Genomic DNA, 16,759 nt, shown 5'->3' with positions numbered 1-16,759 from the left:
TCTACTCTCCTGAAAGGACAGCAGTGGCATCGATTTCCACGAGCCATTCGGGGCGGGCCAGCGCGGAGACGACCAGGCCTGTTGAGACGGGGAAGACACCCTTGAGCCAGCGACCCATCGTCCGGTACACGGTCTCGCGGTAGCGCGGGTCGACAAGGTAGACGGTCACCTTGACGATGTCCTCCAATGTGCCTCCAGCCTCTTCCAGCAACATTTTAATGTTGGCCATGGCCTTTTCGGTTTGTGCCTCCACATCGCCGATGCCTACCGATTCGCGAGTATCCAAATCCTGTCCGATCTGTCCGCGCAGGTATACGACCCCGCCGGCAACGACTGCCTGGCAGAGATCGTTGTCCAGGTTCTGCTCCGGGTAGGTTTCCTTGGTGTTGAAGGTACGAATGCGGGTGTGCTTCATTTGGTCTTCCTTACTTATGACAGGGATTGGATAGGGAGGAAAGGTCGGTCAATAGCGGAAACGAATCTGATTGCTCTGTTGGGCATTCCTGGCCGGCTCAAAAGCTCCAACCGGACTCAGACTGGGTGAGGAAACCTGGCGGGCGAATGCGGTGTCTCCGCTTTGTATCGGGGTGCATTCTGAGGGGCCTGCTGTTGAGGCGGGTCTGGCCCCGGTGGCCGCAGGGCAGACGCCGTTGCCAAATGAGGTCAGCTCGGATGCAAAAGTGGTGGGCATGGGTTCCTCATCGCGGGGCCACGGATTTGCCGCTGTCAGATTCAGTGCGGCGTCTGACTACAGCATCTAATGGGCAACCAAATCTGTCCAACAGTTTTTTCTGAGATGAATCATCTGATAAACAGATGTAGTGGACTAGGCTCGTTGAATGGATGTCACCTTAACCCAATTGCGGTATTTCAGTGAGGCCGCGGCACGGTTGTCGATGACCGGTGCTGCCGAGCGATTGAACGTTGCACAGTCGGCAGTTTCCAGTGCAGTCGCCCAGCTCGAACGTCAGATTGGCTCGCAGTTCTTTATCCGCCAGCGCTCCAAGGGCCTGATGCTGACACCTGCTGGCGAATCTTTTCTGCGGGGCGCAAATGCGGTTCTTGCCCATGTCGAGGAAACTGTAGACCAGGCTCGCGGGGAACAGACGAGCATAGCTGGACGGATGCGGCTGGCATGTTTCAGCACCTTGGCCCCGTTTCTACTTCCGGGAGTGTTAAGTCGGTTGCGGGCTGACCACCCGGAGCTGGAGCTGGAAGTGGTGGAAGCCGATGCGGCGGGATGCTCGGCCGCTCTTCTCAGCGGACAGGTGGATTTGGCGTTGTGCTACGATCTCGGGCTTCCCGACGAGGTCGCCGCCACCGCGGTGCATAGCGCACGCCCCTATTTGGCGTTGCCCCCGAACCATCGGTTTGCCCAGCGCGAGGAAGTGGCGCTGGCGGAGATGCGTGATGAGCCGTTCGTGTTGCTGGATCTTCCCCATACCAGGGAACTTATGCTCTCGATCCTTTCGGAGGCTGGCCTGGAACCTAACGTGCGTTTTCAGTCTGGAAGTTATGAGACGGTGCGTACCTTTGTCGCCAACGGGCATGGGTATTCGATCCTGCATCAGCGGCCCCAGCACGATTTCACCTATGACGGCGGGAAGGTTGCGCCCGTGGCTATCAAGGAACGGGTACCTGAACTGCAGACAGTGATCGCTCGTTTGCGCACCCAACGCCCGACAGCGAGGATGAAGGCCGTTGCCCAAGCAGTGCGCAAGCAGGTTGTTAGTCTGACAGCCGAGACACCGGGGGACGACTGAACAGAGAAGAAACCGGGGAAGCCGAATTGTCCAATGTGGCAGAAGCAGTGAAAGTTGTAGAACCATAGCCGCGTCAAGCAAGCAGAGTGAGTGCGAAGCAGAATTGGGAAAACGCGATCGCGGCAATCCCGAATCGCCAGCTGCAGCAACGGTTCAATTCAAGGATCAGGTGATGAGCGCGGAACCAAACGACTACTTCATCCGTCGAAGCAGTGGTTCGAGAACTGGTTTCTTCTCGGCGATCMCGAATGTTTCTCTGAGARCCTCACCCGGAGCCCGAGCTTGAGAATCTTGATTGCCTTTGACGGAAACAACGGAAATTGTCCGAGAGTGGAAGCCCATGTCACAAGGCTCACTAGACCATCTCGTTGGACGATATGACTCCACCATGCCATCCTGCCCAAGCGAGCGCCAACCTGGTCGATTCGTGGTGGCGGTCCGCATCGCGGCATCCTTGGCATGAATGAACCGCCGCGGCATCGCCGGATCTATGAGGAGACTGGACTGCACTCGGGGCATCCGGCGCGACCGGCTCGGCCGGAGACATGGCCGACGCCGCGCATTGGCTGACTATACCGCCGTCCATGCGCTTTTCCGGGCTCTCGGCAGGGCCTAGCCAAGGGCCGGCATCTTTTCCCGAGGCAGTCCGCGCTACCGCGATGAGCCGCAGCGCTGTACTTATACGCACCATCAGGGCCGCAGGTACGCACCTTCCGGGGCCAGGACGATCTCAGTGATCTGTTGGATGGGACTCCCGATTCGCAGGCGTCCCCCACCGCATGGAATACCCCCCCCGATGGATCTCAACGAAGATCCGAACGACCACGTTCATGGCCAGGCCTTGTGCATCTTGTTGTCCGCAGCTCAGTCGGTGCCGAGTTGCTCCAGCTCTCCCGGAGGAAGTGCGAGCGTATACGTCCAAGCCGCGGCGATGAAGGCCAGCACGAACGCCACCATGGAAACACCGATCGCATCCCCGGCAACTTCCTCAGCGGCGAGGCGAACAGTAGCCAGCATCGTTGCCAGTGCGATGCCGGCGACCCCGTATCCGAGGGACACGATGCCGACGGCAATCATTTTTTCGGTCTGGTACCAGTGACCGGCTTTCAAGAAACCGTRGGCCGTGGCCCCGCCGATCGCGAACGCACCGGCGGAAACCGCTGCGATGATCGCCAGGACGAGCGTGGTCGAGCTGTACCCGATGCCGTCGGGTCCCGCATGCCTGGCAATGTACTGCGGCATCGAGCCGAACAGAAACAGGTGGAGGGCGGTGACCGCGGCTAGGGTCCACGCCGGTGCTGCCACCAGAAGCCGGAACACCTTCTTGCCGGCCAGCAGGCCGTTGGTTGGTGCAGTTCCGGATTCCCCGGTCATCACATTCCGCTCTTTCCCGGAGCCTCCCGGAACGGTTGCCGGATCATAGTTGTTGTATCTGTCATTGTGGCAGGGAACCAGAGTCAAGCCGGGCCAGGACGGGGTTTTCCTGGTGGCCTACCCGAGGATCTTCATTTCTGCCAAGGCCCTTGCCACTGCAGCCCGCCCGTTGCCATCCAATCCCCGGACGGGAGCGGGCAGGTTGCCCGCGGAAACCAGGCAGAGGTCCTCGGCCACGGCAGAGGCGACCCGGTAGCTTCCAAACCGGGCCATGAGCTGCCACAAGGGTTCCAATTCCAGTGAAAGGGAACGCGCGAAATCCGCGTTGCCGGCAGTTGCCGCACGGGTGATCGCCAGGCACTGCTCGGGTAGGATCCCGGCAATGACGCTGTACCAGGCATCGCAACCGGCAAGAAGACCGGCTGCGGCGGCACCGTCGCCGCTGACACCGATGGTGACATTCCCGGGAACCAGGGCCCGGAGCGAGGAGACACGTTGCACCGCTTCGGCCGGGTTGGCCGGCACCGGCGGAATCTTGATCGATGCAACGCCGGGCAGCTGCGCAATCCGCGCGTGAAGCTCGTCGCTGAAGACCACGCGCGTGGTCGTCGGGTTGTCATAAACGACCAGCGGAACCGAGAGGTTCGCCGAGACATCCTCGTACAGGCCGAAGACCTCGTCATCGGTCAGGGGCTGGTAGCTCATCGGGGCCAGCAGGACGGCGGATGCGCCGCGATCCTGGGCATCTTCGACGTGGCGCAGGACATCCCGCGTGCGCAGGGCACCCACACCGGCGAGCACCGGGATGCTTCCGGCGCCGGCCACGGCCAGTTCCACGGCGCGGGCGCGTTCGGCCCGGTCCAGGTAGGCATAGCTGCCGGTGGAACCGAGGACACAGATGGAATCAACGCCCGCGGCTGCGACCCGTGCGACGAGACGCTCGAAGGAGGGCTCGTCAATGCCGTCATGGGCGAGCGGGGTCAGCGGAAAGGCACTGAGACCGGTGAGAATCGGTGATGGCTTCATGGTCACCGAGGATATAGCAATTTTTCCCGGATGGCCGTTGGCACGCAGGTCCGCGCGCGTTAGGCTGGGCGGATGAGCGAGCGGACGCGGCGCTTGGCCGCCCTGGGACTGGACTACCTGGTCATCCTGGCCTGGATGATCGTCCTGGGCCTGGTCACCGCGATCATCTTCCTGMCCCGCGGCGAGCTGCCCGACACGCTGGGCAAGTTCGGTCCGATCGGCAGCGAGATCCTGTATTTTCTGCTGCTGACCTTCGTGGTCGGCATCTACCTCTACAAGACCGAGTCCGGCCCGCACCGCAGCACCTGGGGCAAGCGCCGGATGGGACTGGAGGTCACCGGCCTTGACGGCTCGGTGCCTAAGCCGACGAAGATCCTGCTGCGCACCATCGTGAAGCTCCTGCCGTGGGAAACGGCCCACTTCTTCATCTGGCAGTTGATGGGTGTCGTCTACCGAGACGGCAACGAGGCCACTCCCCGGGCTTGGATCTTTGTGGGGATGCATACGGCGACGGCAGCTGCCATCGTTTACATCGTGATGGTGCTGGCCACGGGGCGCGGTCCGCACGACCTGGCCGCGGGCACCAGGGTCCGCTTGCGTGCGGTGCCCGCTTCCTGAAGTCCCGGGTCAGGTCCCGAGCGTGGAGCCGCGCACCATGAGCGTGCTCTCGAGGGTGACCTGTTGCGTTTGAAGTTCCTCGCCGTCAATCAGCCGCAGCAGCTGCTCGGCGGCCCTCCGGCCCAGCAGCTCGCCGGGCAGGTTCACGCTGGTCAGGGACGGGGAGCTGGTTCTCGAGTAGGGCAGGTCGTCGAAGCCTGTCACGGCGAGTTCGCCGGGGATCGAGATCCCCGCGGCGCGCGCCTCCTGCAGGATTCCGTAGGCGTGGGTGTCGGTGGCGCAGACGACCGCGGTGACCCCGGCCTTTTTCCATCGGGGCCAGGCCTCGGCAAACGCATCGGCGGCCAGCCCCACGTTGATGGTGGTGGCGGCCAGTGCGCCGGCGGGGATTTCCATGCCGAGTTCGGCAGCGGTTTCAAGGAAAGCGGTGCGGCGCAGCTCGAAGGTGGCGGTGCCGGTGGTGCCGTCGAGGTATGCGACCTTCCGGTGGCCGGCCGCGGCCAGGTGCCCGGCCACCAGTCGCGCGCCGTGGGCGACATCGAGGTTCACCGCCGGGACCTCCGGGCCGAAGCCGGGTGCGTCGAGCAGCACCAGCGGGCCGGGGGCCGAAAGCTCCTCGAGGAACGACAGTTCGGGAGCGTCGACCAGCAGGCCGGCCGGGCGCAGGCCCAGCAGCCGGCGGGTGTCATCGGCGCTGGGCAGCTGGCCGGCGTCGGTGACGGAGAGCAGCAACTGGTACTTGGAACCCAGCGCGGAGCGCACCCCGGCAATGACCGTGGCAAAGAACGGGTTGGAGATGTCCGGTGCCACCATGATCACGGTGTTGCTTACGCCCCTGGCCAGCGAACTTCCGATGCCGTCCACCACGTAGCCCAGGGCGCGGATGGCCTCGCGGACCTTGGCCTCGTTGGTGGCCGAGACCCGGCCGCTGGCCTTGCCGTTGGCAACCAGAGACACCGTCGCGGTGGAAACCCCCGCACGCTCGGCCACCATGGCGGCCGTGACCCGTCGCCGGCTCGGTGGGGTGGGCCGCGGCTTTTGGGTCGAATGCATGGCTTTTATCTTAGTCGAGGACCGGGCTCCGCGAACCGATTGGCGTCAAGCGTTTGACTAGGGTATTTCCCGGCGGGTAGTTAAGCGTTTGACGCGCGGGTGCCAAAGGTGCCAGAATTCCGGTGAAACAGCATTTCCTGTCCACGGCCGCAAAACCGCGGGCAGGAGTATCCCCGAAGATGTGGAGAACGACAATGGGTGCACCCATCGCTACAACCGAGCCGCGGAAGATCATCCTGGACTGCGATCCGGGACATGACGACGCCGTTGCCATCCTGCTGGCGCACGGCAGCCCCGCCATCGAGCTGCTTGCCGTCACCACCGTGGTCGGCAACCAGACCCTGGCCAAGGTCACCAAGAACGCCCTGTCGGTGGGAACCATCGCGGGCATCACCGGCGTTCCCTTCGCCGCAGGCTGCGACCGCCCGCTGGTGCGCACCATCGAAAACGCCCCCGACATCCACGGCGAATCCGGCATGGACGGGCCCCTGCAGCCCGAATCGGCCATCGAGCTGGATCCCCGCCACGCGGTCGACCTGATCATCGACACGATCATGGCCCACGAGCCGGGCACCGTCACCTTGGTCCCCACCGGCGGGCTGACCAACATCGCCATGGCCGCCCGCAAGGAGCCGCGCATCGTGGAGCGCGTGAAGGAAGTCGTGTTGATGGGCGGCGGCTACCACGTCGGCAACTGGAGCGCCGTGGCCGAATTCAACATCATCATCGACCCCGAGGCCGCGCACATCGTCTTCAACGAGAAGTGGCCGGTCGTCATGGTCGGGCTCGACCTGACCCACCAGGCGCTTGCCACCGACGAGGTCGTCGCGCGGATCGAGGCAGTGGGCACCGGCCCGGCCAAGTTCGTGCGCGAACTCATGGACTTCTTCAAGGCCACCTACAAGGACGCCCAGGGCTTCGACTTCCCGCCGGTCCACGACCCCTGCGCCGTCGCGTACGTCATCGACCCGACCATCGTCACCACCCGCAAGGTGCCCGTGGACATCGAGCTTGCCGGCACCTTGACCCTGGGCATGACGGTCGCCGACTTCCGCGCCCCGGCCCCGGCCGACTGCCACACCTCGGTGGCCGTGGACCTTGACCACGAGCGCTTCTGGAACCTCGTGACCGACGCCCTGGTGCGCATCGGCGACGTAGAGCTCGCAAGCGCATGAGCACCCTGACCGAGAAAGCCACCGGCACCCGCGGTGGCGCGGTGGCACTGACCGCCGCCCTGCTCACCGCCTGCGTGGCGTTCCAGCTCAATGCCTCCATGCTCAGCCCCGCGCTGGTGACCATGGGCGAGGAACTGGGCACCGACCAGGCCGCCATCGGCCTGTCCCAGACCTGGTTCTTCACCACCGCCGCGCTGTTCTCCCTGTTCCTGCCCCGGCTTTCGGACGTCGTGGGCCGCAAGCGCATCCTGGTCATCATGATGCTGCTGACCGCGGTCGGCTCCGTCGTCGCGGCACTGGCCCCGAACATCGGCTGGCTCTTCGCCGGGCGCATCATCCAGGGCATCTCCGGGCCCACGGTCCCGCTGGCCCTGCTGATGCTGCGCAGTGCCGTGCCCAACCCGCGCCGCTACGGAACCCTGATGGGCCTGGTCCTCGCCGTCAACGGCGGGGTCGCCGGCGTCGATTCCTTCCTCGGCGGATACCTGGCCGAGAACCACGGCTTCCGCTCGATCTTCTGGTTCATGGTCGTCCTGGCGGTGCTGGCCGCCGCAGCGGTGGCCCTGCTGACCCGCGAGTCCAAGCCGCAGGCCGGCACCAAGATGGACTGGCTCGGGGTGTTCTTCATCGTCGTGGCCGTCGGCGCGCTGCTGACCGCGCTGAACGAGGCAGCCAAGCTGGTCTCGGGCATCGACCCGGCCACCGTCATCCTGTCGCTGGTCCTGCTGGCCGTGTCAGCCGCGGCGTTCTACGGCTTCTGGTCCACCGAGAAGCGCGTGGCCGAACCCATGGTGCAGCTCGAGCACCTGCGCCAGCGTGCCACCTGGGCACCGCTGCTGACCACGGTGCTGACCATGACCGGCATCTTCGCGGTCATCAACGGCATCGTCCCGGCCTACGTGCAGGCAGCCGGTCCCGGCTTCGGCGTCGGCCCCACGCAGACCGCGCTGCTGATCCTGACCCCGTACGCGCTGCTGGGCTGGATCTTCGGACCCGTCAGCGGACGCCTGGCCCCGGTCTGGGGTTACACCTTGGTGCTGCGCATCGGCATGCTCGGCTCGGTGGTAGCGCTGCTGGTCATCGTGTTCTTCGGCATGGATTCGCTGCCCCTGATGGTTGCCGGCACCGCGCTGCTGGGCATCATGTATGCAGGAACCGCCAACATCATGCTCAACGGCCTGGGCGTGGTGCTCTCGCCCAAGGGCAACCCCGGCTTCCTGCCGGGCATGAACGCCGGGGCCTTCAACCTGGGCGCCGGGCTGAGCTTCCTTGTGCTCCCGGCAGTGCTTGTGGGAACCTCGTCCCTGGGCGACCGCGCTTCCTACGTCACCGTGGTGGTGGTCGGCCTGCTCATCACCGTGGCCGCCTTCGCCGCCTCGTTGCTGATCCCCAAGCCCGTCGACGCAGAGGAGAAGTAGTTGGATACCCAAGCCCCGGAGCACCAGCCCGGCAAGATCGTGGTGGTCGGCTCGCTGAACGCGGACCTGACCATCTACACCGAGCGCCTGCCGGCCCCGGGGGAGACCCTGCACGGTACGGGCTTCACCGTGAACCCCGGCGGCAAGAGCGCCAACCAGGCCGTTGCCGCCGGCAAGCTCGGGGCGGACGTGTCCCTGGTGGGCGCCGTGGGCCGGGACGCCAATGGCACCATGCTGCTCGAGTCCTGCACCGAGGCCGGCGTGGACATGTCGCACGTGCGCCGGGTGCCGGGCGTGGAGACCGGGGTCGCGGTGGTGACCGTGGATGCCGCCGCGGAGAACACCATTGTGATTTCCGCCGGCGCCAACGGGACCCTGTCCCCGGAAGACGTCGCGGCCGCCGGCTCCGCCTTCGAGAATGCTGCGGTGCTCTGCCTGTGCCTGGAGGTGGGCCTGGACACCGTCGAGGCCGCTGCCCGGGCCGGAGCGGACGCCGGGGCCACGGTGCTGCTGAACCTCTCCCCGTACGCACCCATCCGCCCGGGCCTCGCGGCCCTTTCCGACGTCTTGCTGGTCAACGCGCACGAGGCCTCCCAGTTCCTGGACGGGGAGCAAATCCCGGGCCCCGATGCCGAGGCCCCGGCCTGGGAACCGGTATTGGAGCACCTGGTGGCCCGCGGGCTGCCCAGCGCCGTGGTGACCCTCGGTGCCGAAGGCTCGGTGGTGCTGGATTCCAGGGCGGAAGCGGGCAAGCGCATCGTGCGCATCGCCCCGACCCGCGTGGACGCGGTGGACACCACCGGTGCCGGCGACGCCTTCACCGGCGGGCTGGCCGCACGCCTGGCCGCCGGCGACCCGCTGGCCGAGGCAGCCGCCTTCGCCTCGGTGGGCGCCGCACTGGCGGCCACCAAGAAGGGCACGCAGGCCGCCTACCCGGCTGCCGCCGAGGTGTTCGCCAGGCTCAACGCCTAGCCGATTCCCGGCCCGTTGCCAGGCCCGTTCCCGATCCCCCGGGGACGGGCCGCCACCCAAGCGCCAGGTCCCTCCCGGTCCCTTCCCCGGGAGGGACCTGGCGCTGGTGCGTTGCGGCAGGGGTTTGGTCCAGGACCAGCGTCTAGGTGTCAGGTCCGTCCGCGTAGTGCAGGACCAGGGCGACCGGGCGCCGGGTGACCGATCCGGGCACTTCCAGCTCGTGGGTCATCACGCCCATGTCCGCGGAGCATGGCCCCTTGTTTCTTGGCAACACCAGCTCCAGCCGGCCAGCAACAGGGCAGCCAGCAGGACCGAAACCTGCCCTGCGCCGCGCAGTGGCTTCTTCATGGGGGCGCCGCCTTTCCTGGAGACTGCTCAGCGCAGCGGCATCGCCGTGCCTTCCAGGGTGATCGTGCCGCGCCCGCGCACGCCCTGGAAGCTGTATTCGCCCCAGCGTACCGATTGCGACTGCTGGTGCCCCACGGCATTCCAGTCCCAGCCGAGTACCGCGGGGGAATCGTGGCCGCATTGCGGCGGATAGGACTCCATGACGGTCGTGCAGTACACCGGACCGCTGCCGTCATCCAGCACCATGCCGGCGAAGGCCCGGTCGGGCGCGGGTGAAAGCGCGAGGAGCAGCGCGAGGACAGCAAGCACCAGCGCCACCGGCGTCATCACGTAGCGCTCCGGCTTGGACCGGGAGATCGCATTCATCGCCACACCGAGGGCCAGGTAGGCGAACACGACCCAGATGCCGACCCGGGAGAACCCTGCGGGAAACAACTCGATGGCGCCCGTCCGGTCCAGGGCGAGCAACGCGATGAACCCGTAGACCAGCACGGAGAACGCCGAAGCGATCCGGAGGGGAACCGGCAGCGAGTCCGGATGCCGCCCGCCCCACGCGAACCGGCCCCACGGGGCGCCGAACGCCAGTGCCAGCTGGAAGAGGACCAGCAGGGCGAGCACTGCGGTGAATACGATGGCGATGGTCATGTCCCGAAGCCTACTCGGCTCCGGCACCTGGGGATATCGCGAGGCGGCCGCTGATCCTGGCGGGAGTGTGAGCCGCGCCCGGAACCGGGAAAAACGGGTACAGGCACGGATGTTTCACGCCGAACCCGCGGCGTACCGTAGCTGCCATGAGCCAGACACCAGCCAGCCCCCGGGGTGCAGGAACCGCGCCGGAAGCGGCACGCCGCACCTACCTCTTCGCGCTCAAGGACGCGGGCGGCACCGTTCCGCCGGAGCTCGGAGTCGTCCGGCGGCTGGCCCGCCGCGGGCACGAGGTCGTGCTGCTTGCCGACGATTCCATGGAAGACCAGTCTGCCGGGGCCGGGGCCTCGTTCCGTTCCTGGACCGATGGCCACACCGGAGAGGTCCGCGACTGGGCGCTGCGCAGCCCGATGGCACTGGCCCGGGACATGTTCGAAAACATGATCGGGCTCCCGGCCCCGCAGCAGGCCCGCGACACCGCGGAGGCCATCGACGAGGTGCGGCCGGACCTGGTGCTGGCTTCGTTCTTCGCCTTCGGCGCCATGGTGGGGGCCGAGGCGCGCGGGGTTCCCTTCGACGTCCTGATGTCCAACACCTACCCGCTGCCCGCCAGGGGCATGCCGCAGGTCGGCACCGGCTTCACCCCGGCGAAGGGGCCGCTGGGTGCACTGCGTGACCGGATGACGTCCTTTGGCACCACCAAGCTGGCCAACAGGTTCGCTCTGGGCCCGTTGAACGCATTGCGTGCCGAACACGGGCTGGCCCCGGTGGAGAACACGTGGGCCCAGGTGCATCGCGCCAGGCGCCAGCTGATCCTCACCTCCTCGGCCTTCGACTTCCCCGCCGAGCTTCCGGACAATGCCCGCTACGTGGGGCCGATCCTCGATGATCCTGCCTGGACCTCCAACGCCCCGTGGGCGCCGCCCGCAGGCGAGGCGCCGCTGGTGCTGGTGGCCATGTCCTCGACGTTCCAGAACCATGTGCAGTGCATGCAGCGGATTGTGGACGCGCTCGGGAGCCTGCCGGTGCGCGGGCTGGTGACCACCGGCCCCGCGGTCGACCCCGGACAGATCCATGCGCCGGCCAATGTGGCGGTGGTGGCCGCCGCACCCCACCACCAGGCCATGGCCCGGGCCAGCCTGGTCATCACCCATGGAGGGCACGGCACCGTGGTCAAGGCGCTGGCGGCGGGGGTGCCGCTGGTCATCCTGCATCACGGCCGTGACCAGTCCGGAAACGCCATCCGCGTCACCTCGCGGGGCGCCGGCGTCGCGGTGTCCCGCCTTGCCTCGGCCGGCACCATCGCCAGGGCTATCACCAGGGTCTCGGAAAACGACGACTACCGCCTCTGCGCCCGGCGGCTCGGCGTGGCCATCGCCCGGGATGCGGCCGACGAGTCGCTCCTGCTCGAGCAACTGGAATGGTGAATGCCCTTGGCCGCGAGGTGATGGTGCCGCGTTCAACGGACCACAGGCTTGTTTATTTAGTACAAATATGCGACAATTAGAGACCTCCTCAAGGGTTGCTAGAAGAGCGTGAGCAGTCGAATTGATTCGTACCGCCGCTCAAAATCCCATGCGGACCCAGGGGAGGTTCGGACGGTGGTCCCGGGATGCATTGGTCAAGGCCGGATGCAGCGCTGATGGCAATGCCAACTTATCCCGAGCTCCGCAAACGGCCGCCTGGATCGGACAACACCGGGGGTGTGCCGTGCGATTCGATGAGGCAAGCCTGTCGGAATTCATTGCCGGCACGTTTCGCTCGCGCATCGATGCGGGTCATCGAGGGCGCGTAGCGGCCAGGCAAGTTGCAGGCTTGGCCACTTGACGAAGACTGTCCGAAACGCAGGAACGCCCCTCCAGCGGTGTCGGGGCATGCAGCAGAAACAAAGCAAGAAACGGAACGGGCCCAGGGCTTGACGCCTCCCGGCGACGAGCACGGCACTTCCGGCGGTTGATAAGAGATGGGGCATGAGCCCGTCAAATCGCCGCACTGTCATGAAAGGACGAATCATAATGACACCAGGTCATGAAGCACTCATCATTACGGCCTTCACGATGATCGGACTACTGAGCGTACTGACCTTTGCGATGGTCGCTCGTTACCGCAAGGCGCACAACGCGCATGAGGAACCGGGCGCCGAGCAGGTCGCATAGCTTCGTGGTTGGCCCGGGAATGAACGGCCCGGGCCAATGCACGGTACAAACGGGTGTGCCCGCCACTTCAGTGGCGGGCACACCTGTTTTGCGTTGGGTCGCGCAAGAATGCCTGCCCGGGTGCCCGTGAAATGCTCAATCGGTCGGTGATAGCTTGGTGGTGTGGCGTGAGGTTGCCCGAATACCGCCAGCGCCCAGCACGATCAATGCATGATCCACACCGTCCACCGACAGGTCACGCTCGCAATGTTCAATATCCGTGAATACCAACCGGCAGACGAACGCGGCTGGCTCGAGTGCAGGTTGCTCAGCTTCCTGGACAGCAACTACTACGACGACGTCCGCACCGACCGCACCGACCGCAGCGACATCGAGGCACCGAACCTGAGCCTGGTGGCAGAGGGCAACGGCACGATCGTGGGCCTGATCGACATCGAGTTGGACGGCGATGCGGCAACCATCGATTCCATCGCCGTGCACCCCGGCGCCCGGCAGCAGGGGATGGCGTCGGCGCTGCTGGACGAGGCCCTGGCTCGCCTCCCCTCCGGCACCAGGACCCTTGATGCCTGGACGCGGGAGGATGCCGCGGCAAACGGCTGGTACCAACGCAACGGCTTTGAAGAAGCCTACCGATACCTGCACGTGTACAAGGGCTACAGTGAACCGAATGACGGGTTCCAATGCCCGGAGGGCTTGTCCCGGCCCGTGCTGGCCTTCATGCATGCAGACATCAAGGACGAGGAGAGCATGCGCCGGGCCTTCAAGCGGGTGTATGTGTGCCGGCAAGTGCGGCGGCTCGGGCCGGCCTGATTGCTGTCCCGGCCAACGGCCGTGGGAATGGCCCGAAACCTAGCCCTTGGCCGCCCATCGGCCGAAAACGGGTTCGAGGAGCACGCGCATGATGCCCGGCAGGTTCTGGCCGTAACGGGCAAAGACCGCGTCCCGGTCCGCGAACCTGCCCAGCGACCGATCGACCTGGGCCAGGTCGGCGGGCATGCAGGATCCCTCGGCGCAGCCGCTTGACACCCAGTGGGCGGACCCGGTGGCAATGGCATCGAAGAGGGTCTCGGCGCCCTGGTTTGCGAAAGCCTGGGCAGGGTTCTTGGCATCCGCCTCGAAGAGATCCGAGAGATTCACCCACCCGGAATCGAGCCTGAAATCCGGCCAGGCGACAAGGATGCGCGTCGGGACCGCGCGGCGCAAATACCTGAACCGCGGATGCCAAAACGATCCATGGATCAGCAGGGCCTCCGAGCGGGTGGCGAGTCCCGCTCCTCTGGCCAACGCCTCCAGCAAAGCGATGCGCTGCGAACACGAACCTCGTCCCTTGGCCAGCGTGGCCGAGGCCGGCTGGGTTTCGTTGAGCGAATACACGGGACGGATCCGCTGCTGGATCCACCGGTGGGCCTCGCGCAGGAACTCCAGGTCGCTGCCGGTGCTGGCACGTAGCCGGGCCCCGAGCTCCAGCAGCACCGGGTCGCCGCCGTCCAGGATCGGGGTGAAGTCGGTCGTGCCGGCCACCGGATCGCCGGAGACGGCGTCTGCGCGGCGCAACCGGGCTGTCGTGGTCAGTGTGCAGGTCATGGGACCGAGTCTGCCACGCCAACGGATCAGGAATCGAGCAGCAGCGCCAGGCCACCGGATCCAACAAACACCCAACCGGCGACCACCAGGATTCCGCTGGCGGACATGGTCCAGATCATTTTCTGCTTCTCGGTCATCCTGCAATGCAATCCGGCGACCGGCTTTCACCTGCCGGTCACCGCAAAATCGGGTCGGCTCACCGAGCGTTGGAACCGTTGGCGCCATGCGGGCGCAAAACGGACCAAATGTGATGCAGCCAAGGGCTAAAGTGGCGCAGATGACACGAAGCTGGTGTGTCGCAACTCCTCGGAAAGGGCAACCGTGCACGATCGGATCCACTACTCCAAGTTCCTTGACCTCCGCATGTCGGCCGAGCAAGCCGCAGACCTGGTGAAGCCGGGCATGACGGTGGCCATGAGCGGGTTCACCGGCGCGGGATACCCCAAGGCCGTCCCGGGCGCGCTCGCCACGCTCATGGAAAAGGAACAGGCCGCGGGGAAGCCGTTCAAGATCAACGTGCTGACCGGCGCCTCCACCGCCCCGGAGCTCGACGGGGTGCTGGCGCGCGCCGGCGGCATGGAGCTGCGCCTGCCCTACATGTCCGACCCCGAGCTGCGCCGCCGCATCAACGCCGGCGAAATGGAATACATGGACATCCACCTGTCCCATGTGGCCCAGCACGCCTGGTTCGGCTTCTACGGCAAGATCGACCTGGCCATCATCGAGGTCGTCGGCGTGACCGAGGACGGACGATTGATCCCTTCCTCCTCGGTGGGCAACAACAAGACCTGGCTGGACATGGCCGACAAGGTCATCATCGAGGTCAACACCCAGCAGTCCGCCGCCATGGAGGGCATGCACGACATCTACTACGGCACCGCGCTGCCCCCGCACCGCAAGCCGATCGAAATGACCACCGCCGACCAGCGGATCGGCGAGCCCTACCTGCGGGTGGACCCGGCCAAGGTCGTCGCCGTCGTGGAAACCGACGCCCCGGACCGGTTGAGCCCGTTCGCACCGGTTGACGAGACCTCCAAGCAGATCGCGGACCACCTGCTGGACTTCCTGGACCACGAGATCCGCGCGGGTCGGCTGACCGACAAGCTGCTGCCGCTGCAGTCCGGAGTCGGGAACATTGCCAACGCCGTGCTCGCCGGCCTGGCCCGCGGCGGCTACAAGGGCCTGCAGGCCTACACAGAGGTCATCCAGGACGGCATGCTGTCCCTGCTCAAGGACGGGACGATCGGTTTCGCCTCCGCAACCTCCTTCTCCCTGTCCTCCGACGGCATCGACGAGTTCAACAAACATGTCGACTTCTACCGCGAGCGCATCCTGCTGCGCCCGCAGGAGATCTCCAACCACCCCGAACTCGTGCGCCGGCTGGGCTGCATCGCGCTGAACGGAATGATCGAGGCCGACATCTACGGCAACGTGAACTCGACCAACGTCGTCGGATCGCACGTCATGAACGGCATCGGCGGCTCCGGTGACTTCGCCCGCAACGGCTACCTCTCGGTGTTCATGTCCCCGTCCACCGCCAAGGGCGGGAAGATTTCCGGCATCGTGCCGATGGCCAGCCACGTTGACCACACCGAGCACGACACCATGATCCTGATTACCGAGCGCGGCCTTGCCGACCTGCGCGGGCGCTCGCCCAAGCAGCGCGCCCAGGTGGTCATCGACAATTGCGCCCACCCGGAGTACCGCCCGATGCTGCAGGACTACTTCGACCGCGCCAAGGTTTCCAGCTACGGCAAGCACACCCCGCACCTTTTGGGGGAGGCGCTGTCCTGGCACCAGCGCTACATCGACACCGGCGACATGCGCCCCGGGGCCGCACGGGCATAGTCCCTTTGCATCGCCTTCGCCCGATATTTCCTAGGCGGGTACCGCGTTGTCCTGGTCCGGCCCGAGGGACAGCGGCCGCTGCGGGGACGCAGCGTGCGGCAGGACGGTGTTGGGCTGGGCCGGGACCAGCGGGTCCMGGCCCATGCCCGTGCGGTACCAGGACGACTCGGTGGACACCCAGATGGTCATGGGCAGCCCGGTGACGCAGCCGGTGTACTCGCGTTCCGGCGTCCATCGGGCGGAGCGCTCGTAGTAGCCCCACGAAGCCTGGTTGCGGTTGTCGATGACGGTGATCGGGGTGCCGCCCATGGACAGCGCATAGGTCAGCCGGGCCTCGGCCATGTACTGGCGGATGCCCAGCCGGCGGTAGGCGGGGTGCACGAACATGCCGCCGAGCTCCATGGGGCTGGGCGCCATGGTCGGTGCGGTCACGGAGGTGTGCACGATTCCAACACCCACCCGGGTGCCCTCGTGCAGCGCGGTGACCACGAACCTTGCCTGGTCCATGCGTTCGTGCCAGCGGGCATCGGGGTTCAGGGTGAGTGCGGACAGGGCATCTCGTTCGGCGCCGGTGGGCGCGCAATAGGACAGGGAATACTCAATGATGGGAAGCACTGGGAGCGGTCCTCTAGGAAAAATAGAGCGAACAAAAGAAGTGGTTCCCGGAATTACGCCGGGCCGGTTCTTTGGCCGGTAGGGGACCGCTGCCGGCGGTTCCCGGCAGCTTCCTTGTAGGGCCCAGTTTGGGCGTCGAAGGATTCGACAGTGAAATTATTACC

18 protein-coding genes are annotated in these 16,759 nt (G+C 65.9%); 10 read left to right on the top strand and 8 right to left on the bottom strand.

The genetic code is table 11. The annotated features are described in order from the left end of the window. Position 1 precedes the first annotated feature (1 nt). Positions 2-415, bottom strand: coding sequence for a RidA family protein (locus tag BLJ79_RS19225; protein ID WP_071216385.1), 414 nt, complete (start codon positions 413-415; stop codon positions 2-4). 424 nt (positions 416-839) lie between these two features. Here BLJ79_RS19225 and BLJ79_RS19220 point away from each other — a divergent pair, with 424 nt between their 5' ends. Further along, positions 840-1,763, top strand: a complete 924-nt coding sequence (locus tag BLJ79_RS19220) for a LysR substrate-binding domain-containing protein (protein WP_071216384.1) — start codon at positions 840-842, stop codon at positions 1,761-1,763. Between the two features lie 864 nt (positions 1,764-2,627). Here BLJ79_RS19220 and BLJ79_RS19215 read toward each other — a convergent pair. Both BLJ79_RS19215 and BLJ79_RS19210 read right to left on the bottom strand, forming a co-directional pair. After that, positions 2,628-3,137 (bottom strand): hypothetical protein, encoded by a 510-nt coding sequence (locus tag BLJ79_RS19215; protein WP_071216383.1) that lies wholly within the window; start codon positions 3,135-3,137, stop codon positions 2,628-2,630. Between the two features lie 117 nt (positions 3,138-3,254). Then, positions 3,255-4,163, bottom strand: a complete 909-nt coding sequence (locus tag BLJ79_RS19210) for a dihydrodipicolinate synthase family protein (protein WP_083411480.1) — start codon at positions 4,161-4,163, stop codon at positions 3,255-3,257. 72 nt (positions 4,164-4,235) lie between these two features. On the opposite strand from BLJ79_RS19210, the gene BLJ79_RS19205 reads away from it, so the two are divergent. Continuing rightward, the gene (locus BLJ79_RS19205; protein WP_071216382.1) at positions 4,236-4,781 is read left to right on the top strand and encodes an RDD family protein; all 546 of its coding nucleotides are present in this window, start codon (positions 4,236-4,238) and stop codon (positions 4,779-4,781) included. Between the two features lie 9 nt (positions 4,782-4,790). Here BLJ79_RS19205 and BLJ79_RS19200 read toward each other — a convergent pair whose 3' ends face one another. Continuing rightward, on the bottom strand, positions 4,791-5,834 hold the full coding sequence (locus tag BLJ79_RS19200) for a LacI family DNA-binding transcriptional regulator (RefSeq protein ID WP_071216381.1): 1,044 nt from the start codon (positions 5,832-5,834) through the stop codon (positions 4,791-4,793). 194 nt (positions 5,835-6,028) lie between these two features. Here BLJ79_RS19200 and uriH point away from each other — a divergent pair, with 194 nt between their 5' ends. The 3 genes from uriH to BLJ79_RS19185 are packed head-to-tail and all read left to right on the top strand — an operon-like array spanning position 6,029 to position 9,399. Next, positions 6,029-7,009: a uridine-preferring nucleoside hydrolase UriH gene (uriH, locus tag BLJ79_RS19195; RefSeq protein ID WP_083411479.1), complete on the top strand. Its 981-nt coding sequence runs from the start codon at positions 6,029-6,031 to the stop codon at positions 7,007-7,009. Then, positions 7,006-8,427, top strand: coding sequence for a uridine transporter UriT (gene uriT, locus BLJ79_RS19190; protein ID WP_071216379.1), 1,422 nt, complete (start codon positions 7,006-7,008; stop codon positions 8,425-8,427). Before uriH ends, uriT begins: the two co-directional genes overlap by 4 nt. Continuing rightward, positions 8,428-9,399, top strand: a complete 972-nt coding sequence (locus BLJ79_RS19185; protein ID WP_071216378.1) for a ribokinase — start codon at positions 8,428-8,430, stop codon at positions 9,397-9,399. It abuts the gene before it with no gap. Between the two features lie 142 nt (positions 9,400-9,541). On the opposite strand, the gene BLJ79_RS23845 is transcribed toward BLJ79_RS19185, so the two are convergent. Together BLJ79_RS23845 and BLJ79_RS23840 are read right to left on the bottom strand one after the other, a co-directional pair. Further along, a complete protein-coding gene (locus BLJ79_RS23845) occupies positions 9,542-9,670 on the bottom strand; it encodes a hypothetical protein (protein ID WP_286135581.1) in 129 nt (42 codons plus the stop codon). Between the two features lie 104 nt (positions 9,671-9,774). Continuing rightward, positions 9,775-10,392, bottom strand: coding sequence for a hypothetical protein (locus BLJ79_RS23840; protein ID WP_071216377.1), 618 nt, complete (start codon positions 10,390-10,392; stop codon positions 9,775-9,777). Between the two features lie 146 nt (positions 10,393-10,538). Between BLJ79_RS23840 and BLJ79_RS19175 the strand changes: the two genes are divergently transcribed. The 3 genes from BLJ79_RS19175 to BLJ79_RS19170 all read left to right on the top strand — a co-directional run bounded on the left by BLJ79_RS19175 (position 10,539) and on the right by BLJ79_RS19170 (position 13,358). Next, positions 10,539-11,819, top strand: coding sequence for a glycosyltransferase (locus tag BLJ79_RS19175; RefSeq protein WP_071216376.1), 1,281 nt, complete (start codon positions 10,539-10,541; stop codon positions 11,817-11,819). Positions 11,820-12,362: 543 nt separating this feature from the next. Further along, positions 12,363-12,548, top strand: a complete 186-nt coding sequence (locus BLJ79_RS23090; protein ID WP_139194970.1) for a hypothetical protein — start codon at positions 12,363-12,365, stop codon at positions 12,546-12,548. Between the two features lie 210 nt (positions 12,549-12,758). Beyond that, entirely contained in the window at positions 12,759-13,358 is a 600-nt protein-coding gene (locus BLJ79_RS19170) for a GNAT family N-acetyltransferase (protein WP_286135578.1), read from the top strand. 39 nt (positions 13,359-13,397) lie between these two features. Here the strand turns inward: BLJ79_RS19170 and BLJ79_RS19165 are convergent, their stop codons facing one another. After that, positions 13,398-14,132: a transglutaminase-like domain-containing protein gene (locus tag BLJ79_RS19165; RefSeq protein ID WP_071216375.1), complete on the bottom strand. Its 735-nt coding sequence runs from the start codon at positions 14,130-14,132 to the stop codon at positions 13,398-13,400. Positions 14,133-14,237: 105 nt separating this feature from the next. Here BLJ79_RS19165 and BLJ79_RS23460 point away from each other — a divergent pair, with 105 nt between their 5' ends. Together BLJ79_RS23460 and scpC are read left to right on the top strand one after the other, a co-directional pair. Further along, positions 14,238-14,399 carry a hypothetical protein gene (locus tag BLJ79_RS23460; protein WP_175475541.1) on the top strand — a complete coding sequence of 54 codons (162 nt, stop codon included), beginning with the start codon at positions 14,238-14,240 and terminating at the stop codon, positions 14,397-14,399. Between the two features lie 54 nt (positions 14,400-14,453). After that, positions 14,454-15,980, top strand: coding sequence for a succinyl-CoA:acetate CoA-transferase ScpC (gene scpC, locus BLJ79_RS19160; protein WP_083411477.1), 1,527 nt, complete (start codon positions 14,454-14,456; stop codon positions 15,978-15,980). Positions 15,981-16,010: 30 nt separating this feature from the next. Here scpC and BLJ79_RS19155 read toward each other — a convergent pair whose 3' ends face one another. Next, entirely contained in the window at positions 16,011-16,595 is a 585-nt protein-coding gene (locus BLJ79_RS19155) for a GNAT family N-acetyltransferase (protein ID WP_071216374.1), read from the bottom strand. Between the last annotated feature and the right edge of the window lie 164 nt (positions 16,596-16,759).

Source organism: Arthrobacter sp. UCD-GKA, assembly GCF_001863355.1.
GTDB lineage: Bacteria > Actinomycetota > Actinomycetes > Actinomycetales > Micrococcaceae > Paeniglutamicibacter.
The sequence above is the reverse complement of the archived record's forward strand: the minus strand, read 5'-3'. Positions and strand labels throughout refer to the sequence as shown.

What these genes read in the sequence shown, in the direction of transcription:
- BLJ79_RS19225 (WP_071216385.1), bottom strand. Translation starts at nt 415, where the DNA reads ATGAAGCACACCCGCATTCGTACCTTCAACACCAAGGAAACCTACCCG.
- BLJ79_RS19220 (WP_071216384.1), top strand. Translation starts at nt 840, where the DNA reads ATGGATGTCACCTTAACCCAATTGCGGTATTTCAGTGAGGCCGCGGCA.
- BLJ79_RS19210 (WP_083411480.1), bottom strand. Translation starts at nt 4,163, where the DNA reads ATGAAGCCATCACCGATTCTCACCGGTCTCAGTGCCTTTCCGCTGACC.
- BLJ79_RS19200 (WP_071216381.1), bottom strand. Translation starts at nt 5,834, where the DNA reads ATGCATTCGACCCAAAAGCCGCGGCCCACCCCACCGAGCCGGCGACGG.
- uriH (WP_083411479.1), top strand. Translation starts at nt 6,029, where the DNA reads ATGGGTGCACCCATCGCTACAACCGAGCCGCGGAAGATCATCCTGGAC.
- uriT (WP_071216379.1), top strand. Translation starts at nt 7,006, where the DNA reads ATGAGCACCCTGACCGAGAAAGCCACCGGCACCCGCGGTGGCGCGGTG.
- BLJ79_RS23840 (WP_071216377.1), bottom strand. Translation starts at nt 10,392, where the DNA reads ATGACCATCGCCATCGTATTCACCGCAGTGCTCGCCCTGCTGGTCCTC.
- BLJ79_RS19175 (WP_071216376.1), top strand. Translation starts at nt 10,539, where the DNA reads ATGAGCCAGACACCAGCCAGCCCCCGGGGTGCAGGAACCGCGCCGGAA.
- BLJ79_RS23090 (WP_139194970.1), top strand. Translation starts at nt 12,363, where the DNA reads ATGAGCCCGTCAAATCGCCGCACTGTCATGAAAGGACGAATCATAATG.
- BLJ79_RS19170 (WP_286135578.1), top strand. Translation starts at nt 12,759, where the DNA reads ATGATCCACACCGTCCACCGACAGGTCACGCTCGCAATGTTCAATATC.
- BLJ79_RS19165 (WP_071216375.1), bottom strand. Translation starts at nt 14,132, where the DNA reads ATGACCTGCACACTGACCACGACAGCCCGGTTGCGCCGCGCAGACGCC.
- BLJ79_RS23460 (WP_175475541.1), top strand. Translation starts at nt 14,238, where the DNA reads ATGGTCCAGATCATTTTCTGCTTCTCGGTCATCCTGCAATGCAATCCG.